The sequence below is a fragment of the Streptococcus sp. F0442 genome (assembly GCF_000314795.2).
Taxonomy (GTDB): domain Bacteria; phylum Bacillota; class Bacilli; order Lactobacillales; family Streptococcaceae; genus Streptococcus.
Window position 1 is genome coordinate 157,676 of sequence record NZ_KB373316.1, and the last position, 23,680, is coordinate 181,355.

The window sequence follows — 23,680 nt, forward strand, 5'->3', positions numbered from 1 at the left end:
TCCAAAGATAGGCTTAAATAAACTAAAGGAATATGAAAATGACACTTTGGGATTTATTGTTTACGAACCAAAAATCAGCCCCGCCTGAATTTGGGCTCTGGTATTTCATTCTGCCAGCTTCTTTGTTGGTGGTTGGTTACTTTTCCATCAGATATGCACAGTCCAAAATCTACCAACGCTTTTGGTATTGGGCGCAGTTGATCCAAGTTTTGACCATTAATGCTTGGTATATTCTCGCCCACATGCCTTTGACGGATAATTTGCCTTTCTATCATTGCCGCTTGGCCATGTTGGTGATTCTTTTTGCACCTAGAGGGACCTATATCAAGCAATATTTTGCTCTCTTGGGAGTTCTAGGATCGATTGCGGCCTTGGTGTATCCAGCCTTTGATCCCTTCCCTTTCCCTCATATCACAGTTCTGAATCTAATTTTTAGCCACTGGGCCTTGCTTGCCAATAGTTTGATTTACCTACAGGATCATTATCAATCTGAAAAACAAGATGGCTTGAGAATTTTCAAGATCACCTTTGGCATGAATGCCTTGATTTTCTTGGTCAACCTTTTGACGAAAGGGGATTACGGCTTCTTACGGCGTCCACCAATTATTGGGGACCACGGTGCACTCTTGAACTACCTTTTGGTTAGCTTTGTGATGGTAGCTGGAATTTGCTTGGTCAACCAACGGTATAAGTACAAATACAAGATGGTTGAAGAGACTGTCGTTTCGCGTTCAGAATAGAAAATAGCTTAGCTGAGGTTAGGAAATCATGACTCTTTGGGATTTATTTTTTACCAGTCAACCAACAGCCCCTCCTCAATTGGGGGCTTGGTATTTCTTTTTGCCGACTTCTTTGGTGGTGGTGGGAGTTCTGTCCGTTCGATTTGCTCACTCCAAAAGCTACCAAACCTTTTGGTATTGGGGACAGTTGATCCAGTTGCTCATCATCAACTCTTGGTATTTAGTAGCTCGCTTGCCTTTTTCAGAGAGTCTTCCCTTCTATCATAGCCGGATGGCCATGTGGATTATCCTTTTGGCCCCCAAGGGAAGCTTCAAGCAATATTTTGCCCTCGTGGGAGTCTTTGGCTCTATTATGGCCTTGGTTCATCCCGTTTTTTATCCCTATCCCTTCCCTCATGTATCCTCGATCAACAATGTCTTTGGTCATTGGGCCCTCTTGGCCAACTGCTTGATCTATCTGGTTCAATCCTACCAGGTGGAAGAAGGGGCTGTTTGGAAGATCTGTCAGATGACGTTTGGGGTCAATGCCATTATTCAGCTCGCGAATCTCGCAACAGGTGGAAACTACGGCTTTATGCGTCGTCCTCCTGTCATAGGTGATCATGGCCTTGTGCTCAACTATTTCATCGTGACAGTCCTAATGACGGGGACACTGATCCTCATCAATACTATCGTTCAGTACAGTAAGAAAAGAAGAATACCTGAATCTGTTTAAATAAGGAGACTTTATGCATCATTTTTTCACTACAGAATCAACAGCACCACCAGCAATCTCAGCGCTTTGGTATAGTGTGATGGTCTTGTTAATTGTGACAACGATCATGATGTCACTTCGCTATTATCAGAATGAGCAATTTCGCAAATGCTTTCAATACTTACAGGGCTTCCAGTTAATTTGCTTGTATCTTTGGTATTTTGCCTACCACATTCCTTGGTCCAACAGTTTACCATTTTATCATTGCCGCTTGGCCATGTTTGCGGTCTTGTTTTTACCAGACAGATGGAAAAGCAAACAGTTCTTTGCCTTGATGGGAGTGAGTGGAGCCATCTTTGCTTTGGGCTATCCAGTCTTTGACCCCTACACTTTCCCTCATATTACGAGCTTTTCTTTCCTCCTCGGACATTACTGTCTCCTGATCAATTCCTTGATTTATCTCTTGAGATGGTATGATCGAAACCTCTTAAAAAATAGGCAGATTGTTCTCTATACCTTTGCCTTAGATTTATTCCTGGTTGGAGTCAATCAATTGACGGGAGGTAATTATGGTTTGATGGCCCGCCCTCCGATTATGAGAGGGGATAAGGTGTGGCTCAACTACCTGGTTGTATCTAGTATTTTAGCCCTTGCTTTATTACTCTTTAATCAGATCTTCAATCGTAGAAGTGAGCGGGTGAAAGTGAGAAAATAACCAGTATAAAGGTTGGGGCATCTCTGTCTCAACCCTGTTTTATATCAAAGGAGAATATATGAAGCGTTTCTTGCTAATGATCTCCCTCGTTTGGAGTTTGTTTTGTACAATAACGACAGCACATGCGGATGAAGAAGTTCGCTATTCGATTGAATCCTATGTGGGTCACCTCCAATTGCAGGAAGATAGCCAGGCAACATTTACACAAGAGATCACCTATCAGTTTCAGACAGGCTATCATGGTCAATATGTGACTCTAGGAAGCGCAGATCCTCTTCCAAAAGGGTTTAAGATTCATCGTAATCCTGAGGTGGAAGCCTATGTGGATGGGGAAAAACGAGAGATTCGTGTAGAGGAAACAGACCTGGAAGATGGACGTCAATTAAAAATATACAATGCCCGTATCGTCGGTGGCACGGTCAAGATCAAAGTGAAATGGAAGATTGATCATCTCTTGACTTTCTACAAGGATATTGCAGAATTGAACTGGTTTCCTATTTCAGATGGAGATGAGAAAGTCGCGAAATTAGATTTTTATGTGGATGGCTTGGATGCTAAGCAGGGAAAACTGTATGCCCATACTGGTTACTTTAATCCACCAGCCCAAGTCGAACGGACTGAAACTGGTTATCATATTTGGACAAAGGATTTTCCAAAAAATGGAAAGCTCGAACTGCATGCCTATTGGCCAATGACAGAAGCCCTGCGTCGAGACCAAGCAAATGAGATTAAAAAAGGAAATGGAAAAGAGAAATTTCTCAAAAAAGAGAAATCCATTGAACAAAAAACGTTCCTCTATCGGACTCTTCTACTCAAGGTTGTACCAATTGTATCGATTCTTTTATTTATTCTCGCTTTCATTCCATGGATCCGGTATTTTATCAGTACCAGAACTCGTCGGATTGCAAAAGGAGTACGATTATACGAACCACCACAGAATTTACCTCCTCTTGTCCTAGCTAAGGCACTGTATCAACTTGATTTTGAACGGATGGTGATGTCTAGAGAGAAGGGCCAACTAAAATTTAATCATCTCATTCAAGCAACCATGTTAGATCTTATTGATCGAGGAAATCTTCGTTTGACGAGAGATGAAAATGGGGAAACCCTGACTTGCCTTCACCATGAAGGCTTGGCTGATTTTGAATTGAAGTTTATTGAAATGATCTTTGATCAAGAAACTGAAATCAATATCAGTGAAGTATTTTCAAGGTATAAAATCGACAAAGCAGCCTTAAAAAAAGATTTTCGAGCTGCTAAATCAGACACACAACGAGACCGTATTCGAAAAGTCGGAAGTGCCGTTCAATCGCTTTTAAAAAAGGATGCCCAGCAATTGTCAAAAGGTGTCGACAAGGAGATTGCGAAATTAGGATTGCCCTCTTATTTTAGAGACTTAACTGAGAAAGAAGAAGCCCTTTCAAAAACAGGTTGTGCCCTACACTTTTGGCTCTTACTGATCTTATTCGTGAGTATGTGTTTCTTATCTTTTGGATTTGGTTCATATCTATCTTCCTTCTATTTTTGGATGATTGTATTGTTGGTCGTCTTCTTCATTCCATTTTATATTGTTGTAAAACTTCGTGAAGATCATCTACAATCTTTAGAAAACTTGGATGCACAATTTAAATGGATGGCCTTTCGAAATATGATCGAAAGTATTCCAAATTTCAACCAAGCAGAACTTGAGAGTGTCATCCTATGGAATCGCATCTTAGTCTATGCAACCCTGTATGGCCAAGCAAAAAAAGTGAGCCAGGTACTCAAAAATCATCAGATTTCCTTACCATATGAAGACTGGGACACTGTTCTTTGGCTAACAACCTCCCCAAATACCTTCCTAGACGGCTCTACCTTGATGAGTTATGCTGATGATTCCTATAGTGTTTCAAGCTTCTCTATTAACTCTTCAGATGGCAGTGGCGGCTTTGACGGCGGTGGCTTCTCTGATGGTGGAGGTGGTGGAGGATTTGGTGCCTTTTGATAGCCGTGAAAAGCAGACTAGAATCTACGGATTTTGGTCTTTTTTTGCGTCCCCAAAAAGATCCATCATTGAAAAAAGTGCCTCTTTTCGCTATAATAGAAAAGATAGAGAAATTGAGGAGAGATCCGATGTAGAGATGAATTTGTAAATTTATCAGAAAATAAAAAGAGAAAGAACTAGGAATATGAACGTACAAGAAGAAATTAAAAAACGCCGTACCTTTGCCATCATCTCCCACCCGGATGCTGGTAAAACGACGATTACAGAGCAGTTGCTCTACTTTGGGGGAGAGATTCGGGAAGCTGGTACTGTAAAAGGAAAGAAAACAGGAAACTTTGCCAAGTCTGACTGGATGGATATCGAGAAGCAACGTGGGATTTCAGTAACCTCATCTGTCATGCAGTTTGACTATGATGGCAAACGCGTCAATATCCTGGATACCCCAGGGCACGAGGACTTCTCTGAAGATACTTATCGGACTTTGATGGCGGTGGACGCTGCCGTCATGGTGGTGGACTCTGCCAAGGGGATTGAGGCCCAAACCAAGAAATTGTTTGAGGTTGTGAAACACCGTGGCATTCCCGTCTTTACCTTTATGAATAAGCTGGACCGTGACGGTCGTGAGCCACTGGACCTCTTACAAGAATTGGAAGAAATCTTGGGAATCGCCAGTTACCCAATGAACTGGCCGATTGGGATGGGGAAAGCCTTTGAGGGACTCTATGACCTTTATAACCAACGTTTGGAACTCTATAAAGGAGACGAGCGTTTTGCTAGTCTAGAAGACGGAGACAAGCTTTTTGCCAACAACCCTTTCTACGAGCAAGTCAAAGACGATATCGAACTCTTGCAAGAGGCTGGAAATGAATTCTCAGAAGAAGCCATCCTTGCAGGTGAATTGACACCAGTTTTCTTCGGATCAGCTTTGACGAACTTTGGAGTACAGACTTTCTTGGAAACCTTCCTCAAGTTTGCTCCGGAGCCACATGGTCACAAGAAGACAGATGGAGAACTGGTCGATCCTTATGACAAGGATTTCTCAGGATTTGTCTTTAAGATTCAGGCCAACATGGATCCTCGTCATCGTGACAGGATTGCCTTTGTGCGGATCGTATCTGGTGAATTTGAACGTGGGATGAGTGTCAATCTGCCTCGTACCGGTAAGGGGGCTAAGTTATCTAATGTCACCCAGTTTATGGCGGAGAGCCGTGAGAATGTTAGCAATGCTGTAGCAGGAGATATTATCGGGGTTTACGATACCGGAACTTATCAGGTTGGAGATACTTTGACAGTGGGCAAAAACAAGTTTGAATTTGAACCACTGCCAACCTTTACACCTGAAATCTTCATGAAGGTATCTGCCAAGAATGTCATGAAGCAAAAGTCCTTCCATAAGGGAATCGAGCAATTGGTGCAAGAAGGAGCCATCCAGCTCTATACCAACTACCAAACAGGTGAATACATGTTGGGTGCCGTTGGTCAATTGCAGTTTGAAGTCTTTAAGCACCGGATGGAAAATGAGTACAATGCCGAAGTGGTGATGAGCCCAATGGGCAAAAAGACGGTTCGCTGGATCAAACCTGAAGATCTGGATGAGCGTATGTCTTCAAGCCGAAACATCCTGGCCAAAGATCGCTTTGACCAGCCTGTTTTCCTCTTTGAAAACGACTTTGCCCTCCGTTGGTTTGCAGATAAGTATCCAGAGGTTGAGCTGGAAGAAAAAATGGGTTAAGAAACAATTCTAAATCTATCTTAGAAAATAGAAAGACGAAAATGGAAACCTATCCGTTTTCGCTTATAAAGGAGAAACTATGGGATTATTAAGTGGTTTGATGGGCAATGCCTCTCAAAAAAATGTCGATAAGGTAGAAAGAGATCTGGAAGATATCTTGGTGCCGGGAGAGCAAGTGACGCTTGCTTTTAGCTTGATTCGTGATTTAATCGTCTTTACTGAGTTTCGTTTGATCTTGGTAGATAAACAAGGAGTAACAGGGAAGAAAACTTCCTACAAATCCCTTCCTTATCGCTCTATCTCTCGATTTTCAGTTGAAACTTCCGGTCATTTTGATTTGGATGCCGAATTAAAAATCTGGGTATCTTCAGCAGTGGAACCTTCAGAAGTTTTACAATTTAAGAGTGACAACAGTGTTATTGAAATTCAGCAAGCATTAGCCAGTGCGGTCTTTAAATAAAAAATCAATTTGATAGAGAACAGTTGAGAAAGGAGACGGAATGTTTATCGATAAACAATTGGGTCAAGATCGGAAATGGATCAATATCGACTCGGATATGATTGCTGAAAACTCATATCTTTATAAAAAATACGAGATTGACAAAGAAACCATTGAGTACGCGATGGATAAGAACGAACGTGCCCATATGGATTACAATCGAGAAAACGGTACGATCACCTTTATCTACAATGTATTGGATTTAGAAAAGGACAAGGAATACTACGAAACCATTCCTATGACCTTTATCGTTCAAGATACGCGACTCGTGACCATCAGTAACCAGGTCAATGCCTATATCATTGAACAAATGGTTCGCTATTTGGAAAGCCATGAGGAGCTGTCGATCTATAAGTTGCTTTTTGCAGGTCTTGAAATGATCAGTAATGCTTATTATCCGATTATTGATCGCCTGGATAAGCACAAGGATGAACTCAATCGCTTGCTTCGAAAGACAACGACGACCAAGAATCTTTATGCCCTCTCTGACCTTGAGACCGGTATGGTGTATCTGGTCGCGGCAGCAAAGCAAAATCGGATGTTGCTAGAACATATCAAAGCGCATGCCATTTATCGCAGGATGAATGATGTTGAAAAAGAGCAGTTTGATGATGCCATGATCGAAGCGCGTCAGTTGGTTTCAATGACCGAGTTGATTTCGAATGTCTTGCAGCAGTTGTCTGGATCATACAACAATATCCTAAACAACAACTTGAATGACAACTTGACCACCCTAACCATCTTTGAAGCCTTGTTGGCTGTTTTAGCCGTTATCACCGGTTTCTTTGGAATGAATATCCCTCTTCCGATGACAGAGGATCCTAATGCTTGGATTTATGTATCCGTATGTAGCTTTATATTATGGCTCCTTTTGGCAAAGGTCATGCGTTGGATTGTGAAAAAAAGATAAAAAAAGAGGCTTGGAGAAATCCGAGCCTCTTCGTATCTAGAATAATCTGAGAAATAGGAACCATCTAGACACCTGCCCTCCTCTCCAAAGAAGGGGCAGTGTGAATAGTTCATCGACTGTACAAAATCTTCTTGGAAATAGTAGGAGTAGATTTAATAGTACTGAGTGGTTCTAAATAAATCAGAACTTAGAATAAATCGTTGAATCAGATAAAATGATCCTATTTCTTTATACAGAAATATTTTAGATACTACCTGTATTATACATATTTATTTGTAAAAACGCAAGATAAGAGTTACCAAAAAATAAAAGTTTTTCCGAAGTTTTTATACTCCTATGATGAAGTATATGAGATGGTCGCAAGAAGAAAAGCAGTCCTGGCTTGGTTTTACATCACTTTTAAGATTTCAAGCTACCAAGGATGTTTTCCTAAAAAATAAAATTATTCTCCTTTGACTATCATTTGCCTCTTCATTGTGTTATACTAGATAAGTTGCAAACTTGTATGAGAGAAATGCTGGGGAGACGGAGCAGATGGAAGGATTCTGTTCGAAAGAAGACTCCCGCAAAAAGGATCTTGTTGCCTGTTTGTTTGAAAAACAATTCCAGTCAGCAACATCCGTTAGGACGCAAAACATTTTTCTCTAAAGAAAATGTAGTCCATAACAGACGGACTGAGTTTTTCTTTAGATGAGTCTTGCGACAGGTAACCGGGAAGGAGACTTCCTATGCAATCAGTGCGTTTTCGCATTGAAAGAAGTTTGATAAAGTGGCTTCGCACCACTTTTTAGAAAGAAGAAAGAATTGAAATTCAACGAATTTAACTTATCTGCTGAATTATTAGCAGAAATTGAAAAAGCTGGCTTTGTAGAAGCAAGCCCCATCCAAGAACAAACCATTCCGTTGGCTCTTGAAGGAAAAGATGTTATCGGTCAGGCGCAAACAGGGACTGGTAAAACAGCCGCTTTCGGTCTTCCAACGTTGGAGAAGATCGATGTCGATAACACAGTGATTCAAGCACTTGTCATTGCCCCAACGCGTGAATTGGCGGTTCAAAGTCAGGAAGAACTCTTCCGCTTTGGACGCAGTAAGGGTGTCAAAGTTCGCTCTGTCTATGGTGGATCAAGCATTGAAAAGCAAATTAAAGCTTTGAAGTCAGGCGCTCACATCGTTGTGGGAACACCTGGACGTTTGCTAGATTTGATCAAGCGCAAGGCCTTGAAACTCGATCATATTGAAACCTTGATCCTGGATGAAGCAGATGAAATGCTCAATATGGGCTTCTTGGAAGATATCGAAGCCATCATTAGCCGTGTTCCGGAAACACGCCAAACCTTGCTCTTTTCAGCAACGATGCCAGAAGCCATCAAACGCATCGGTGTTCAGTTTATGAAGGAGCCAGAACACGTTAAGATTGCGGCCAAAGAATTGACAACCGATTTGGTCGATCAATACTATATTCGTGTCAAAGAAGGCGAAAAATTTGATACTATGACCCGATTGATGGATGTTGAGCAGCCTGAACTTGCCATTGTCTTTGGTCGGACTAAACGTCGGGTCGATGAATTGACTCGTGGCCTGAAGATTCGTGGTTTCCGAGCAGAAGGGATTCACGGAGATTTGGATCAAAACAAACGTCTTCGTGTCCTTCGTGATTTCAAAAATGGGAACTTGGACGTCTTGGTGGCAACGGACGTTGCGGCACGTGGGTTGGACATTTCAGGTGTGACCCATGTCTACAACTACGATATTCCACAAGATCCAGAAAGCTATGTTCACCGGATCGGACGGACAGGTCGTGCTGGGAAAACAGGGCAATCTATTACCTTTGTATCGCCAAATGAAATGGGTTACCTGCAAATCATTGAGAACTTGACTAAAAAGCGGATGAAGGGAATGAAACCTGCAACAGCTGCAGAAGCCTTCCAAGCGAAAAAACAAGTGGCGCTGAAGAAAATTGAGAGAGACTTTGAGGATGAAACCATCCGGATCAACTTTGAGAAGTTTGGCAAAGATGCTCGTAAATTAGCAGCAGAATTTACTCCTGAAGAATTGGCAATGTACATTTTGAGCTTGACTGTTCAAGATCCAGACAGTCTTCCAGAAGTCGAAATTGCGCGTGAAAAACCATTACCATTTAAACCATCTGGTGGTGGCTTTGGTGGTAAGTCCAAAGGTGGTCGTGGAAATAGCCGTCGTGGAGACCAACGCCGAGATCGGAATCGCAGAGATGACCGTGAAGGTGGTCGCCGTGATTTCAAACGCAAGTCCAATAAAAACAGCCGAGACTTCGAAGGTAAAGGCAACAAACGTCCTCATCGTACATCCAACGAAAAGAAAAATGGCTTTGTCATCCGCAATAAAGGGGATAAATAAATTCTAAAGACGGTCTAGCAATAGGCCGTCTTTTTAATGAAAATCAAAAATACAAGGGTTAACTAGCTGTTAACCCTTGTATATTTATAAGGAGACCAAAATGATGACTGACTCTTCTAGAAAAATATTTCAGGATAAGGAGCCTTCTAAAAAAGTCAGACAACAGAAATAAGGAAGTATTTAAAAAGATATTTCTGTTAACATATTAAGTCTACAATTATTTCTAAGTTTTGTCAAGAATTTTTTCTTATTTTTAAAAAAATTTCACCAAAAATTAAAATTGACAATCTTTGCTAAAAGGTTATAATGGATATAGTAACTATAACAACTATAAAGAGGTATCATCCGTGGTGATTGCATTAAAAAATAATGATCTAGAAGTGCACTTTAAGACCTTTGGAGGAGAATTGAGTTCTATTCGAAGCAAGGAAGGTATTGAATATCTCTGGCAAGGGGATCCAGAGTATTGGTCAGGACAAGCACCCGTTCTGTTTCCGATTTGTGGAAGTGTCCGTAATGGCCAAGTACAGTATCATCTAAAAGATGGTGTGAAGACAGGTCAGCTTCCAAGACACGGTCTCATTCGCAAGAGAGAGTTTGAACTCAAAGAACAAACAGATAATCGTCTTGTCTTTGAAATCACATCAAATGACGAGAGCTTGCAAAATTACCCCTACCATTTTCGAGTGGAAATCGCTTATGAATTGAAAGGGAAAGAGATCACCATCACCTATCGCGTGCAAAATCTAGAGTTAGATCAAGTCATGCCTTATTTCATTGGAGGGCATCCAGCCTTTCATTGCCCCCTTTTAGCAGATGAAGTCTATGAAGACTACGAGTTGATTTTTGAAAAAGAAGAAACTTGTAGCGTCCCTCTCTTGTTTACAGAAACCGGTTTGGTCGATCGCCTGCAGCGGACGCCATTTTTAGATCATATATCTAGCTTACAGTTGAAACACGATCTTTTCGAGAAAGACGCCATTATTTTAGATCAGTTAGCCTCTAAATCTGTGAAGCTGATCTCGACAAAATCAGGTAATGGTTTGAAATTTGACTTTGCAGATTTTGAAAATCTGGTCCTTTGGTCTACTAATAACAAGGGCCCCTTCATTGCCTTAGAGCCTTGGACAGGTATTTCCACATCTGCAGAAGAGGGCGACTTTTTTGAAGATAAAAAAGGTGTGATCCAGTTGGCCCCTCAAGAGACACGGAGTCACCAATACCGTATCACCATTTTGTAAATGAAAAACCGTTGGACTATGGAGTCCGACGGTTCTTTTTGATATAGTTGAGCTTTGCTTGGCGAGATTTCTTCTTAAAGAGAGCCTCGGCAGACATAGCAGAAGGCTTATCTGGATAGGATTCTTGGTAAAGAAGTGTAACGGGGAGACGAGCCCGTGTGTATTTGGCGCCTTTTCCAGCATTGTGGGTCTTCAGGCGTTTTTCGATATCCGTGGTATAGCCAGTGTAGAGGGAGCCATCTGCACACTCTAGAACATACATGTAGGCCTTAGTTTCCATAGTAGATCTCATGAATCTCGTCTGTATAGCTGCCGTCTTCATTGTGAATAAAGAGGGGAGGCAGAATTTTTAAACCGTCCAGTGAGCCATCCTTGATCGCCTCAATCAATACCATATTCGCCTCTTTGGTCACTTTTGGATAGACAAACTGGATCCGCTTAGGTGCAAGATTGTAACGCTTCATGGTTTCGATGATATCTAAAAAGCGATCTGGACGATGGACCATCGCTAAGCGACCATTTGATTTGAGAACCCGCTGGGCCACATGGCAAATCTCATCTAAATTGGTGGTAATTTCATGCCGGGCTAAGAGGTAGTGTTCACTCTCATTGAGATTGGAATGCTCATCAACCTTGAAATAAGGGGGATTGCAAAGGATAATATCCACCTTACTCCCCTTGATATGTTGGGGGAGATGCTTGAGGTCATCAGTGATCATGGACATTTGCTGGTCCAAGCCATTGAGTGTAATTGAACGGGTAGCCATATCTGCTAAACGTTCCTGAATTTCGACACCAATGATCTGAGCCTCTGTTCGGGTACTTGCAAATAGTCCCACAGCTCCATTTCCAGCGCAGAGATCAACAATCAAACCTCGCTTAGGTAATTTTGGAAAGCGCGAGAGCAGGACGCTATCCACGGAGTAACTAAAAACTTCTCGATTTTGTATGATTTTCACATCACTTGAAAAAAGTTGATTGACGCGCTCGCCATCTTTTAATTCGATATCTGTCATGGCTCTATTATAGCATGAAAAGAGTCTTGGGAAAAGGTGGGCAGAACAGAAAAAGAGAGTGGGATAGAAATCGTTAATTCGTTAGAATTCGATTTCGTCGTCCCACCTCCGCACAGTTGAGTAGGGCTGTAAAAGCTGATGAAATCAGCGTAGTAGAGCCCACTCAACCACTGTGTCTTGCTCGACAATCCAAAGACAATTGAGAGGCTAGGACTTTTGTCCCAGCCTCTTTTTTAGTCAAATTCATATTTTTGTAGAATCGTGCTGAGGATAAAGACTCCTGTAAAGACAGCCATCAATGCTAGATAAACTGGGAAAGTAGTGGCTGTAAGGAGTGAAATCTCGATCAAGTTTTTCAATACGACCGCAGATGCATAAAATCCTACAACAGAAAAGAGAATGAGAAGGGCGCGCCAGATGTTTAGTGGTAGGCAGGCCCGGATAACGGATAGGAAACCGATGGATCCAAGTAAGTAATAGGATACAGTAGACATATCGGCTGCAGACCAACCATGGCTTACTCCCCAAAGGCGAATGAACAAGACGCTAAAGACGACCATCAAGGCGCTTGGTAAGGCTAACAGAAGAGAACGTCTTAAGAAGTGTTTTTCAACCGGTTTGATATTGCGTTCAAAAGTCAACACAAATGGTGGGAATCCTTCGACGAATTGGTCAATCAAGGTGATTTGAATAGGGATGAATGGAAAAATCAGCAAATAATTGGCGTTGAAGAAAAGGGCACTGGCGATACAGATAATAGCCAAGAGGAAGGAATAAATTGTTTTGATGAAGAAGATCGGAGCGATTCGTCCAATGTTATTGACCACACGACGACCTTCGAATAGAATTTCTGGAACATCATTAAAGTCAGAGTTCAAAAGAACAATATTTGCAATTTGACGGGTTGCAGGATCTCCTTCAGCCATTACGATGGAGCAGTCAGCTTCACGAAGAGCGAGGATATCATTGACCCCGTCTCCAGTCATAGCCGTTGTACGACCAGCCGCTTTCAAGGTTTGAATGAGCAGTTTCTTTTGGTGAGGGGATACGCGTCCAAAGATAGCGGTTTCCTCTGCTTGATCGACTAATCGATCATCCGAGATAGTAGAACAATCGATGTAGTTTTCGTAGTTTTTGAAGCCCGCTTGTTGAGCAATATAAGAGACTGTTACAGGGTTGTCACCAGAGATGATCTTAAGATCCACGCCTTCAGAGCGCAAATACTCAAGAGTATCAGAAGCCCCTTCACGAATGGGGTCCGTAATCTCAATAACGGCAATCCCTTCAAGATTTTCAGGTAGTTTCAATTCCTGCATGCTGATCCGTTCTGAACTGTGGGCTAAGACGAGAACGCGCGATCCACGGCCTTGTGCTTCAAGGACAGCTGCTGGATTTTCTTGAAGGAGCATTTCAGGAGCACCGAGAAAGACGGTGCCAAGGTTGGAGAGGTGCATGGCTCCCCATTTCCGATCGCTTGAGAAAGGTATGATGTTTTCTGCAGTATAAGCATGCTCCAACTCCCCATAAGCCTTACGAATGGCTTGAGCAGTAGGATTGGTATCCTCACTATATTGCATATAGGCAGAAAGGATGACCTTGATCGTTTCCTCAGAAAAATGATCGGATAAGCTATGGAGAGCTTCAACTGTCATCTTCCCTTGAGTGATGGTACCTGTCTTATCTAGACACAAAGTATCCACACGTGCGAGAGTTTCCACGGAATACATTTCTTGAACAAGTACCTTGCGCATGCCGAGCTTAATAACCGCCGTCAAAAGAGACGTAACCGTCAGTAGGGCAATTCCTTTTGGCAACATTCCCAAGAGAGCTGTGGAAGAATTCACGACAGAATCCTTGATCGGTAGCATCTTGATCAACAGTGCTTCAAAGAAAAGGGCAAGACCAAATGGGATGATAATTTTCCCAGTGAAGTTAGAAATTTTCGCTAAGTTATAGAGAATGCGTGAATTGATGGGCTTCAAGGTTTTAGCTTCCATCATTAGCTTGTTGGCATAGTTGTTTGCTCCAACGCGCTTAATCCGCGCATACACCTGACCACTGGCGATATAACTTCCAGACAGGAGCTCATCTCCGACTTCTTTTAAGACAAGATCACTCTCACCTGTTAGCATGGCTTCATTGGCTTCAGCAATTCCAGACATGACTTCTGCATCACTTGGAATCTGCTCACCCGAAGACAGGAGCATTAGATCACCCAGAACAAGTTTTTCTGGTGGAATCGCATCTTTTTCCCCGTCTCGAATAACAGTCACTAGCTCACGACTCATGAGATTGAGCTTATCAATCATCCGCTTGGCGCGCATTTCAGTCATAATACCTGTAATGGCATTGAAGCAAATGACCGCGAAAAAGATCATATTGCTCCAGGCCTGTACAGCAGCCAAGGCTACCGCAATCACAAAGTTTAAGGTATTAAACAAGGTGAAGACGTTGCGCTTGATAATTTGCCAGGTACTGGTACTAGTATTCGTTGTAAAATCATTGGTTTGTCCACGATCCATTTTCTTGCGGACTTCACTGAGGGATAACCCCTTTAATTCATTCGTTTCCATAGACAATATGATATCATTTTTTTGAGAAAAAGACTATATAGAATCGGCCCGCTGAGACATTTTTTATACAGAAAAAGTTTGCGGTCAAAAAAAGGTTACGGTATAATGAAAAAGAAGGTTCAATATGATTTGCTATCATGTTGAGAGACTTATGAAATGGATTTGAGGAACAACTATGTTTTACACCTACTTACGGGGCCTTGTTGCCTTTATTCTTTGGGTTTTAAATGGCAATGCCCATTACCATCATACGGACAATATTCCAGATCAAGAAGAAAATTACATCTTGGTGTCCCCACATAGGACATGGTGGGACCCAGTCTATATGGCCTTTGCGACCAAGCCAAAGCAATTTATCTTTATGGCAAAAAAAGAACTCTTCACCAATCGTATTTTTGGCTGGTGGATTCGTATGTGTGGGGCATTTCCGATCGACCGTGAAAATCCGGGAGCCGAAGCCATTAAGTATCCCATCAATATGTTGAAGAAGAGCAACCGATCCTTGATTATGTTTCCAAGTGGAAGCCGGCATTCGCAAGATGTCAAGGGCGGTGTTGCCATTATTGCCAAAATGGCCAAGGTCCGTATCATGCCTGTGACGTATACTGGGCCAAGAGACTTGAAAGGGTTGGCAACAGGTGAGCGAATTGATATGAACTTTGGACACCCGATTGATATTTCGGATATCAAAAAGATGAATGACGAAGGCGTGGCAGAAGTTGCTCACCGGATCCAAGAGGAGTTTGATCGCTTGGATGCGGAAGCACAAGCGATCAATACCCCAACGAAACCGTTTATCTTGATTCGTTTGTTAAAAATCCTTTTGCTTCCTGCCGTTTTAGTCGTTGGCATCTTGACCTTGTTCTTTAGTTACCTAGCAAGCTTTGTATGGGATCCGGACAAACATCGGAAAAATAAATAAAAAACTGAGAAATTTCTCAGTTTTTTTTTATTTTTACGAATATTAAAAGTGAGAGGAGGCTTCTTATGGAAGATATGATTGAAAAAATCAAAGAATATAAGCTATTTTTTGCGATTGCAGCGATTGGACTCTTACTGGGAGGGTATTTTCTTTTTCATCGTTCCAACTTAAGTGCATCGACCGTACCGGATCTTTACCCGGCTTCCACTTCAACTGCGAGTTCGGAAAAAGTGCCAGCTTCTAGTTCAAAAGAAGAAAAGCCGGCTCCTTCTGTGTCTGATACACCCGAGATCATTACGGTCGATGTCAAAGGAGCCGTCAAACAACCAGGTGTCTATGAGTTGCGTTCCAATAGCAGAGTCCACGATGCCATTCATAAGGCGGGCGGGATGACAGCAGATGCCAATAGCCAATCGGTCAACTTGGCGCAAAAACTCTCCGATGAAGCCGTGATCTATGTTGCTAAAGAAGGAGAGGATGTTCCAGCACTTGGGAGTTCAGAAAGTCCTGCAACTTCGTCAGCGCCAGCAGAAAAAACGGGCAAGGTCCATTTAAATCGAGCGACCGAAGCAGAGCTCCAGACGGTCTCTGGAATTGGACAAAAACGTGCCCAGGACATTATTGCCTATCGGGAAGCAAATGGCCCTTTCCGATCGGTAGAGGATCTCAAAAATGTTTCAGGGATTGGTGAAAAAACACTGGAGAAACTTAAAGATGCTTTTACGGTGGATTAAAGACCCTCCTTTTTCACTTGCCCACCTCGCTTTTTTACTTCTTTGGTTGTATTTTAGTGTGTATCAACCATCTTGGCTTTCTATCGGTGGTCTAGTGGTGGTGGTAGTTTTAGTTCTTCATCACTATAAAGAGGATCGCTCAAGTTTGCTAGGTCTTGGTTTAGCAACCTTTTGTTTTTTTGCCTTCTTTGTCTTTCAGAGAGTACAGGATCGTTCAATACAAGTGGAAAGGCAAGCCCCAGCCCACTTACGTCTGATCCCAGATACTATCAAGATCAATGGGGATGCCCTATCTTTTCGCGCTAAAAATCAGGGAAAGACCTACCAAGTCTTTTACACCTTGAAATCAGAAAAAGAAAAGAAGCAATGGCAAGGACAAACTCAGGTGATAGAGCTGACTTATAAGGGGGGCATAGAAGAGCCAGAAGGACAGCGGAATTTTAGAGGATTTGACTATCAGGCTTATTTGAAAACACAGGGGATTTATTACCAAATGAAGATGGAGGCAATTCAATCTGCCATCCCAGTCAAGACTTGGAATCTTTTTGATTGGTTATCCCAGTGGAGGCGACAAGCTATTGTTTGGAGCAAAGAGCATTTTCCTCTTCCGATGAATCAGTATATGACTGGCCTTCTTTTCGGTTATTTGGATACGGATTTTGAAGAGATGGATCAGCTTTACTCGAGTTTAGGGATTATCCATTTGTTTGCCCTATCAGGAATGCAGGTTGGCTTTTTTATCAATGGCATTCGAAAAATGCTCTTACGTCTAGGAATCTTGCAAGAGACCGTCGATTTCCTGATGCTTCCGATTTCCTTGGTGTATGCCGGCTTAACAGGTTTTTCTATTTCAGTTGTTCGTAGTCTCGTGCAAAAGTTACTTTCTCAAAAGAGCATCCGAGGAATGGACAATCTGGCTGTGACCCTGATCCTCTTAATGATTTTCATGCCCAAGTTTCTTCTGACAGCTGGCGGCGTTTTAAGTTGCGCATACGCCTTTATTTTAACTTTGGTAGATTCCAGTTCCTCTTCAGGGATCAAAAAGGTGTTGGTAGAAAGTTTCTGGATTAGTTTAGGGATTTTACCACTTTTAACCTATTATTTTAGTGTTTTCCAACCTTGGTCAATCCTTTTAACCTTTCTTTTCTCTTTCCTTTTTGACCTTGTCTTGCTTCCTGGATTAACGCTCCTGTTTCTTTTGTCCATCCTGAAGCCTTTAACGATCTTTAACAATTTCTTTCTTCTCATTGAAGAGTGTATTCGCTGGATTGCAAAGATTACATCTTTACCTTTGGTATTTGGTCAGCCGTCAGGACTAGCTTTAGTTGTGCTCTTGCTTCTTTTGGGAATCTTCTACGATACTCGGAAACAAAAAGGCCTTCATATTTTGTTGTCCGGTTTGATTCTGTTCCTCTTTTGTTGGACCAAACACCCTTTAGAAAATGAAATCACCGTGGTGGACATTGGCCAAGGGGACAGCATCTTTTTACGTGATTGGAGGGGAAGGACCATTTTGATTGATGTCGGAGGACACGTCGACTTTGAAAAGGAGAACAAGTGGCAGGAGCGAAGTAGGTCTGTTAATGCAGAAAAAACTCTGATTCCCTATCTCAAGAGTCGAGGTGTTGGAAAACTGGATGCTTTGGTTTTGACCCATACCGATCAGGATCATATGGGAGATATGGTAGAGGTCACTCGACAGATCCCTGCTAAAAAAGTCTATGTTAGCTCAGGAAGTCTCACCCAAGCTAAATTTCGGGAACAGTTAAAACAGCTTCATAGTCCGATTCAAGTAGTCAAGAGAGGGGAACGGCTTCCCATTTTTGACAGCAACCTAGAGGTCTTGGCCCCTGATGGTATTGGAGATGGTAAAAATGATGACTCTATTGTTCTTTATGGGCAGTTCTATCAGAAACGGTTTTTGTTTACAGGTGATTTAGAAGAAGCTGGGGAGAAAAAACTCTTAAGCCACTATCCGCAACTGCAAGTGGACGTCTTAAAAGTAGGTCACCATGGATCTAAAGGTTCCTCTAGTGACCTATTTTTAGATCAGTTGCATCCCCAATTGGCCTTGATCTCCGTTGGAAAAAATAATCGCTACCGCCATCCTCATAAAGAATTGCTCGATCGTTTAGAGAAACGGTCCATTGCTTACCTTCGTACCGATGAAAGGGGAGCGATTCGCTTGATCGGATGGGACTATTGGAGGGTGGAAACGGTCCGCTAGAGACGAGGAGAGGTTTGCTTTCTATGCTGAAAATTGCTATGATAGAAGTTGAAATCAATGTAAAGGTAGAATCGTATGAACGCATTTAAGCAATTTTGGACACACTATGCAGATTTTTCAAGTAAGACCAGTCGGGCCCATTTTTGGCTAGCTTTTTTCTGGAATTTTCTCCTTTCTTTGCCCCTCTGGGTCTTTTACATCGTTATCTCCTTAGACCAACAAAATCCTAAGGAACCACTCAATTTTTCAAATCTTCATTCTGTACCAGTTTTATGGGCGATCACTTTGTTAGCCTTCTTTTATTTTCTCATTTTAGTACCCAGTCAAGCCATCTGTGTGCGTCGTTTGCGAGATGCAGGAATCCATTGGGCTTGGATCTTTTTAAACCTTGGGCCCGTCCTGCTCTATTTATTGACGGGATTGGATATTTTTCTATTTGTCTGGCTGATTGCAGTTGTTTCCCTATTGCTTCTCATGATGCTTCCAGGGAAATCGGCTACCCTGCAATCAGAAGGAAATTCAATGGAAGGAACTGCAAGTCCAACTGTAATAGAGGCAGTGGATAGCTTCGTTGCTGACCCATTTGAGAGAATTCCTAGTTTTGTAGCAGCCCCAGACTTGTCTGATAATAAACCTCCATTGGAACAAAAAATGGCTACTGAACACCAAGTGCGCTAAGCTGATAAAGAGAAGAGAGTTTCATGCAAACAATTACCGATATCAAAAATCTGACGGTTCAATCTCTACCTCCTATTCTTGTCTTAACAGGTGAGGATGTTGGTCAATTTGAATGGCTAAAAAAAGAAATTTCAAAAAATATAGGCTATGATCCCTCAGACTTGAATTATTCTTATTTTGACATGAAGGAAGCCTCCTACGTTGATGTAGAGCTGGATTTGGTTAGTCTCCCTTTTTTTGCGGATGAAAAAATCGTGATCTTGGATCACTTGTTGGATCTGACGACTGCTAAAAAACGCTATTTAACCGATGAAGAACTAAAGCAATTTGAAAGTTATCTGGAAAGGCCTTCTGAATCGACCCGATTGGTGATTTTTGCGGAAGGAAAGTTAGATAGTAAGCGACGACTAGTTAAACTACTAAAACGGGATGCTCAAATCATTGAGGCAGCAACTCCTAAGGAACAAGACTTAAAGCGCTATTTTTCAAGTCAGGCCCAAGAAATGGGCTTGCAGTTTGTCGGCGATGCACTCGATCAATTACTCTTAAAATCAGGCTATGACTTTGGTGATTTACAGAAGAATCTCGCCTTTTTAAAGGCCTATAAAGAGGATGGGCAGATTCGTCTGGAAGATATTGAGGAGGCTGTCCCCAAGACCCTGCAAGATAATATTTTTGATCTGACCCAAATGATTCTTCAGCGTCGTATTGATCAAGCGCGGGCCCTCGTCAAAGACCTCCGCTTGCAAGGAGAAGATGAAATAAAATTGATCGCTATTCTATTGAGCCAATTCCGGATGTTTAGCCAGGTAAAAATTTTTTCAGAAGAAGGCCAATCCGAAAGCCAAATTGTGACGAGCTTATCAGAGTTGTCAGGGCGCAAGATCAATCCTTACCAGGTGAAGTTTGCCTTGCGGGATAGCCGTAGGATTTCCCTGGCCTTCCTGAAGCAAGCTATGATGATCCTCATTGAGACTGATTATGCTATTAAAAATGGGTCTTATGATAAGGACTACTTATTCGATTTGGCACTTTTGAAAGTAGCCAATGCTGTCTAAAAACGTATAATAGAGTAAGCAGATTAGTTGAATAATTTAGCTGTTTGCGTTATTATCAAGTCAGTAATAAAGAAAAGAGGACCATAAAATGGCAATCATTTTACCAGAATTACCATATGCTTACGATGCATTGGAACCATATATCGATGAAGAAACCATGCATTTGCACCATGATAAACACCATCAAACATATGTGAACAACGTCAATGCGGCTCTTGAAAAACACCCTGAAATTGGAGAAGATTTGGAAGCTTTGTTGACAAATGTTGAATCCATCCCAGCTGATATCCGTCAAGCGGTGATCAACAATGGTGGTGGTCACTTGAACCACGCTCTATTCTGGGAATTGATGACTCCAGAACAAACAGCTCCTTCAGCAGAACTTGCTGCAGCGATTGATGCAGCCTTTGGTTCATTCGATGACTTTAAATCAGCTTTCACTGCAGCTGCAACGACACGCTTTGGTTCAGGCTGGGCATGGTTGGTTGTCAACAAAGAAGGGAAACTTGAAGTGACTTCAACTGCAAACCAAGATAACCCAATTTCAGAAGGCAAAAAACCAATCTTGGGCTTGGACGTTTGGGAACATGCATATTATGTAAAATACCGTAACGTACGTCCTGACTACATCAAAGCTTTCTTCTCAGTCATCAACTGGAACAAGGTAGATGAATTGTTTGCAGCAGCAAAATAATAGAACGATGGAATCTATAAGAGCGCGCAATGGCTCTTATAGATTTTTTTGTGATCTCATCCGAAAATTGAAGTATAATTTCTTGCGTTTGAACAGGAAAATGATACACTAGAGGGAGTGTGTTTTGCTTGTCTGAGGCTTGTTAGAAATAGGTGAGACAAGGCAAACAAAAGGAATAAGAAATTGAAAGTTCAGGGAGAAGTGAAATGACTAGTATCACCATTACCAAAGGAGCAGTTGATACCCCCATCTATTTACGGATGTTGAATCGCCATGGTTTGATTGCAGGAGCGACAGGGACAGGAAAAACAGTTACCCTTAAAGTCTTAACGGAAAAATTAAGCAAGGAAGGCATTCCGGTCTTTCTTGCAGATATCAAGGGAGATTTATCTGGCTTAGCAAAAGCAGGTCAATGGACTCCCAAGCTGGAAGAACGCTACAAACTTTTAGGAATGACAGATCCTTTTGATCCACAAGCTTTCCCTGTTCGATTGTGGGATGTCTTTGGTCAAGCAGGTCACCCAGTTCGTGCGACAGTTGAGGGGATGGGTTCCTTGTTGCTTTCTCGCCTACTTGATTTGAATGAAACCCAGACAGGAATTCTAGCCATTGTCTTTAAATTGGCTCAAGAGAAAAATTGGCCCTTGATTGATTTGAAAGATCTACAGAGCCTGTTAAAGGAAGTCTATGAACACAGCTCGGAATACTCTGCCCAGTACGGCAATATTACCAAACAGTCTGTTGGAGCCATTCAAAGAAGTTTGTTGGTACTGGAAGAAGAAGGAGCAGATCAGTTTTTCGGTGAGCCGGCTCTAGATTTAAGTGACTTCATGCAACTAGATACTTCTGGGCGTGGTTATATCAATATTTTATCAGCTACCAAGCTCTTTCACTCACCAAAATTGTATTCGACCTTTTTAATTTGGATGCTATCACGCCTCTTTGAAACCCTTCCTGAGGTCGGTGATCCAGAAAAACCTAAATTGGTTTTCTTCTTTGACGAGGCACATCTTCTCTTTAAGGATGCTAGCAAGCTTTTTCTTGAGAAGGTTGAGCAAGTGGTTCGCTTGATTCGTTCAAAAGGGGTAGGAATCTACTTCATTACCCAAAATCCTCAAGACCTGCCAGAGTCTGTTTTAGCACAACTAGGGAATCGGGTTCAGCATGCTCTTCGGGCCTATACTCCGAAAGAAATGAAGGCCATTAAAGTAGCTGCTCAAAGTTTTCGTCCCAATCCAAACTTTGATACGGAAACGGTGATTACAGAATTAGGGACAGGGGAAGCTTTAGTTTCTTTCTTAAATGAAAAGGGGCAACCAAGTGTTGTGGAACGGTCCTATATACTCTCTCCTCAATCGAGTTTTGATCTCTTGAATGAAAGTGAGCAGTTGGCCTTGATTACAACGTCGCCTTTCCATCAGAAATATGCAACACCGATTGATCGAGAATCCGCTTATGAAAAATTAGCAGAGAAAGAAAACAAGGAAACTCAAGAAGAAGAAAGAAAAGAAGCCGCAAAAGAACAGGCTGCGGCGGAGAAGGCAGCTCAAAAAAGTAGTCCAGGTCGTCCACGAAAATCGAGTCTTGAAAAAGCAAAGGATTCCTTCCTGAGTTCTTTATTCCGGACAATTGCGCGTGAGATTGCCAAACTGATTATGGGCTCCTTTAAAAGGAAATAACCCCTTTTATCAGAAGAAAAAAACTTTTCAAGAAGAAACCGTTTTCTCCTTCTGATAATTCTTGTTATTTTCAATAGAATCTTTTATAATTAATTTCGTATGAAAAAATATTTTAATCTACGCTCGATCATGATTGCGATCGGTATCCTTTTGTGTATAGGGGGAACCAGTGCACTAGGCTACTTGCATCTTACGCAACCAACAGCATCAGCTATTGAAAAAAAAGCAAAGAAAACAAAAAAAACAGATATAGAAAAGTCAACTCCTCAGACCAAGAAACCGCGTGTCAAATCTCCAGAAGCTAAGCAAGCGGTAGTGGATGCAGATATGGAAACGATGACTGCATTTGGACTGGTTTATGATTATGCCAATAAAGGTTTGGTAGAGGTTGTTCAAGATTTCCTAGCAGAAAGCGGAATTGACCCGTCACAAATCGCTTTCACCTATCGCAATGCCATTACAGGAGAGCAGTTTGCCATGAATGATCTCCAACCGATGACGGCAGGGAGTACCTATAAGTTACCATTAAATATGCTAGTGGTAGATGAGGTTGCAAAAGGCAAGCTTAATTTAACGGATCGGTTTGACATCACCAATACCTACTATGAATATGTAGGGGAACATGACAATTATGTAGCCGCCTTTGATGGTGCTATGTCTATCCCTGATATGCAGCGGTATTCATTGGTTTATTCAGAAAATACCCCAGCTTATGCCTTAGCTGATCGTTTGGGTGGTATGGAGCAAGTACGTAAGTTATTCAGTCGCTATGGTCAATCCCGTTCACCGGAAGTGAAGACTTTTAGTGAAAATAACAAAACAACAACGGACTACTATATTCATGTATTGGAATATCTATGGAACCATCAAGAAAGATATGCAGATTTGCTAGAATTGATTGGGGAGTCTTTCCCAGATGAGTACTATAAGAAGTTCTTACCGGATTTGGTTATTCAGCAAAAACCAGGTTATGTCGCTGAAGCTTTAAATGTGGATGCTATTGTCCATGAGTCGACTCCTTATTTGATTGCCATCTATACTGCAGGTCTCGGAGGAACAACTCCGGAAAGTTCTGAGATCAGTGGTTACGGTCTCTATCAACTAGGTCAATTGGCCTATGTCATCAATGAATGGCATCGTGTCAATATGAATGAATAAAATCATTGAGAGAGAGTGGGACAGAAATCGGTAATTCGTTAGAATTCGAT

At 41.9% G+C, this 23,680-nt stretch carries 20 protein-coding genes; 17 read left to right on the top strand and 3 right to left on the bottom strand.

The window, feature by feature from the left end:
• The first annotated feature begins 38 nt into the window (after nucleotides 1-38).
• The 9 genes from HMPREF9186_RS09790 to HMPREF9186_RS09830 all read left to right on the top strand — a co-directional run bounded on the left by HMPREF9186_RS09790 (nucleotide 39) and on the right by HMPREF9186_RS09830 (nucleotide 10,891).
• Complete coding sequence (locus tag HMPREF9186_RS09790) at nucleotides 39-740, top strand: YwaF family protein (protein ID WP_009732507.1); 702 nt, start codon at nucleotides 39-41, stop codon at nucleotides 738-740.
• A gap of 28 nt (nucleotides 741-768) precedes the next feature.
• Entirely contained in the window at nucleotides 769-1,455 is a 687-nt protein-coding gene (locus HMPREF9186_RS09795; RefSeq protein ID WP_009732508.1) for a YwaF family protein, read from the top strand.
• Nucleotides 1,456-1,468: 13 nt separating this feature from the next.
• Complete coding sequence (locus tag HMPREF9186_RS09800) at nucleotides 1,469-2,149, top strand: YwaF family protein (RefSeq protein ID WP_009732509.1); 681 nt, start codon at nucleotides 1,469-1,471, stop codon at nucleotides 2,147-2,149.
• A gap of 58 nt (nucleotides 2,150-2,207) precedes the next feature.
• Nucleotides 2,208-4,133 (top strand): DUF2207 domain-containing protein, encoded by a 1,926-nt coding sequence (locus HMPREF9186_RS09805; protein ID WP_009732510.1) that lies wholly within the window; start codon nucleotides 2,208-2,210, stop codon nucleotides 4,131-4,133.
• 184 nt (nucleotides 4,134-4,317) lie between these two features.
• A complete protein-coding gene (locus HMPREF9186_RS09810) occupies nucleotides 4,318-5,865 on the top strand; it encodes a peptide chain release factor 3 (RefSeq protein WP_009732511.1) in 1,548 nt (515 codons plus the stop codon).
• A gap of 79 nt (nucleotides 5,866-5,944) precedes the next feature.
• Nucleotides 5,945-6,325: a PH domain-containing protein gene (locus HMPREF9186_RS09815; protein ID WP_003015210.1), complete on the top strand. Its 381-nt coding sequence runs from the start codon at nucleotides 5,945-5,947 to the stop codon at nucleotides 6,323-6,325.
• 40 nt (nucleotides 6,326-6,365) lie between these two features.
• Entirely contained in the window at nucleotides 6,366-7,274 is a 909-nt protein-coding gene (locus HMPREF9186_RS09820; protein WP_009732512.1) for a magnesium transporter CorA family protein, read from the top strand.
• An 804-nt stretch (nucleotides 7,275-8,078) separates the two neighbouring features.
• A complete protein-coding gene (locus HMPREF9186_RS09825; protein WP_009732513.1) occupies nucleotides 8,079-9,650 on the top strand; it encodes a DEAD/DEAH box helicase in 1,572 nt (523 codons plus the stop codon).
• A gap of 347 nt (nucleotides 9,651-9,997) precedes the next feature.
• The gene (locus HMPREF9186_RS09830) at nucleotides 9,998-10,891 is read left to right on the top strand and encodes an aldose 1-epimerase family protein (protein WP_009732514.1); all 894 of its coding nucleotides are present in this window, start codon (nucleotides 9,998-10,000) and stop codon (nucleotides 10,889-10,891) included.
• A 16-nt stretch (nucleotides 10,892-10,907) separates the two neighbouring features.
• Here the strand turns inward: HMPREF9186_RS09830 and HMPREF9186_RS09835 are convergent, their stop codons facing one another.
• From HMPREF9186_RS09835 to HMPREF9186_RS09845, 3 genes are all read right to left on the bottom strand, one after another.
• Nucleotides 10,908-11,171 carry a GIY-YIG nuclease family protein gene (locus HMPREF9186_RS09835; RefSeq protein ID WP_009732515.1) on the bottom strand — a complete coding sequence of 88 codons (264 nt, stop codon included), beginning with the start codon at nucleotides 11,169-11,171 and terminating at the stop codon, nucleotides 10,908-10,910.
• The gene (locus HMPREF9186_RS09840; RefSeq protein WP_009732516.1) at nucleotides 11,161-11,907 is read right to left on the bottom strand and encodes a tRNA1(Val) (adenine(37)-N6)-methyltransferase; all 747 of its coding nucleotides are present in this window, start codon (nucleotides 11,905-11,907) and stop codon (nucleotides 11,161-11,163) included. Before HMPREF9186_RS09840 ends, HMPREF9186_RS09835 begins: the two co-directional genes overlap by 11 nt.
• Before the next feature lie 233 nt (nucleotides 11,908-12,140).
• Complete coding sequence (locus tag HMPREF9186_RS09845) at nucleotides 12,141-14,480, bottom strand: cation-translocating P-type ATPase (RefSeq protein ID WP_009732517.1); 2,340 nt, start codon at nucleotides 14,478-14,480, stop codon at nucleotides 12,141-12,143.
• Nucleotides 14,481-14,655: 175 nt separating this feature from the next.
• Here HMPREF9186_RS09845 and HMPREF9186_RS09850 point away from each other — a divergent pair, with 175 nt between their 5' ends.
• The 8 genes from HMPREF9186_RS09850 to HMPREF9186_RS09885 all read left to right on the top strand — a co-directional run bounded on the left by HMPREF9186_RS09850 (nucleotide 14,656) and on the right by HMPREF9186_RS09885 (nucleotide 23,630).
• Nucleotides 14,656-15,402 (top strand): lysophospholipid acyltransferase family protein, encoded by a 747-nt coding sequence (locus HMPREF9186_RS09850; RefSeq protein ID WP_009732518.1) that lies wholly within the window; start codon nucleotides 14,656-14,658, stop codon nucleotides 15,400-15,402.
• A gap of 65 nt (nucleotides 15,403-15,467) precedes the next feature.
• On the top strand, nucleotides 15,468-16,136 hold the full coding sequence (locus HMPREF9186_RS09855; protein ID WP_009732519.1) for a helix-hairpin-helix domain-containing protein: 669 nt from the start codon (nucleotides 15,468-15,470) through the stop codon (nucleotides 16,134-16,136).
• Complete coding sequence (locus tag HMPREF9186_RS09860; protein ID WP_009732520.1) at nucleotides 16,117-18,363, top strand: DNA internalization-related competence protein ComEC/Rec2; 2,247 nt, start codon at nucleotides 16,117-16,119, stop codon at nucleotides 18,361-18,363. Before HMPREF9186_RS09855 ends, HMPREF9186_RS09860 begins: the two co-directional genes overlap by 20 nt.
• 75 nt (nucleotides 18,364-18,438) lie before the next feature.
• Entirely contained in the window at nucleotides 18,439-19,041 is a 603-nt protein-coding gene (locus HMPREF9186_RS09865; protein WP_009732521.1) for a DUF805 domain-containing protein, read from the top strand.
• Nucleotides 19,042-19,064: 23 nt separating this feature from the next.
• A complete protein-coding gene (gene holA / locus HMPREF9186_RS09870; protein WP_009732522.1) occupies nucleotides 19,065-20,099 on the top strand; it encodes a DNA polymerase III subunit delta in 1,035 nt (344 codons plus the stop codon).
• An 88-nt stretch (nucleotides 20,100-20,187) separates the two neighbouring features.
• Nucleotides 20,188-20,793, top strand: a complete 606-nt coding sequence (sodA, locus tag HMPREF9186_RS09875) for a superoxide dismutase SodA (protein WP_009732523.1) — start codon at nucleotides 20,188-20,190, stop codon at nucleotides 20,791-20,793.
• A 206-nt stretch (nucleotides 20,794-20,999) separates the two neighbouring features.
• Nucleotides 21,000-22,472, top strand: a complete 1,473-nt coding sequence (locus tag HMPREF9186_RS09880; protein WP_009732524.1) for a helicase HerA-like domain-containing protein — start codon at nucleotides 21,000-21,002, stop codon at nucleotides 22,470-22,472.
• A gap of 99 nt (nucleotides 22,473-22,571) precedes the next feature.
• The gene (locus HMPREF9186_RS09885) at nucleotides 22,572-23,630 is read left to right on the top strand and encodes a serine hydrolase (RefSeq protein WP_009732525.1); all 1,059 of its coding nucleotides are present in this window, start codon (nucleotides 22,572-22,574) and stop codon (nucleotides 23,628-23,630) included.
• Nucleotides 23,631-23,680 lie beyond the last annotated feature (50 nt).

Coding starts and splice junctions, on each gene's coding strand:
- HMPREF9186_RS09790 (WP_009732507.1), top strand. CDS start 39: ATGACACTTTGGGATTTATTGTTTACGAACCAAAAATCAGCCCCGCCT.
- HMPREF9186_RS09795 (WP_009732508.1), top strand. CDS start 769: ATGACTCTTTGGGATTTATTTTTTACCAGTCAACCAACAGCCCCTCCT.
- HMPREF9186_RS09800 (WP_009732509.1), top strand. CDS start 1,469: ATGCATCATTTTTTCACTACAGAATCAACAGCACCACCAGCAATCTCA.
- HMPREF9186_RS09805 (WP_009732510.1), top strand. CDS start 2,208: ATGAAGCGTTTCTTGCTAATGATCTCCCTCGTTTGGAGTTTGTTTTGT.
- HMPREF9186_RS09810 (WP_009732511.1), top strand. CDS start 4,318: ATGAACGTACAAGAAGAAATTAAAAAACGCCGTACCTTTGCCATCATC.
- HMPREF9186_RS09815 (WP_003015210.1), top strand. CDS start 5,945: ATGGGATTATTAAGTGGTTTGATGGGCAATGCCTCTCAAAAAAATGTC.
- HMPREF9186_RS09820 (WP_009732512.1), top strand. CDS start 6,366: ATGTTTATCGATAAACAATTGGGTCAAGATCGGAAATGGATCAATATC.
- HMPREF9186_RS09835 (WP_009732515.1), bottom strand. CDS start 11,171: ATGGAAACTAAGGCCTACATGTATGTTCTAGAGTGTGCAGATGGCTCC.
- HMPREF9186_RS09840 (WP_009732516.1), bottom strand. CDS start 11,907: ATGACAGATATCGAATTAAAAGATGGCGAGCGCGTCAATCAACTTTTT.
- HMPREF9186_RS09845 (WP_009732517.1), bottom strand. CDS start 14,480: ATGGAAACGAATGAATTAAAGGGGTTATCCCTCAGTGAAGTCCGCAAG.
- HMPREF9186_RS09850 (WP_009732518.1), top strand. CDS start 14,656: ATGTTTTACACCTACTTACGGGGCCTTGTTGCCTTTATTCTTTGGGTT.
- HMPREF9186_RS09855 (WP_009732519.1), top strand. CDS start 15,468: ATGGAAGATATGATTGAAAAAATCAAAGAATATAAGCTATTTTTTGCG.
- HMPREF9186_RS09860 (WP_009732520.1), top strand. CDS start 16,117: ATGCTTTTACGGTGGATTAAAGACCCTCCTTTTTCACTTGCCCACCTC.
- HMPREF9186_RS09865 (WP_009732521.1), top strand. CDS start 18,439: ATGAACGCATTTAAGCAATTTTGGACACACTATGCAGATTTTTCAAGT.
- holA (WP_009732522.1), top strand. CDS start 19,065: ATGCAAACAATTACCGATATCAAAAATCTGACGGTTCAATCTCTACCT.
- sodA (WP_009732523.1), top strand. CDS start 20,188: ATGGCAATCATTTTACCAGAATTACCATATGCTTACGATGCATTGGAA.
- HMPREF9186_RS09880 (WP_009732524.1), top strand. CDS start 21,000: ATGACTAGTATCACCATTACCAAAGGAGCAGTTGATACCCCCATCTAT.
- HMPREF9186_RS09885 (WP_009732525.1), top strand. CDS start 22,572: ATGAAAAAATATTTTAATCTACGCTCGATCATGATTGCGATCGGTATC.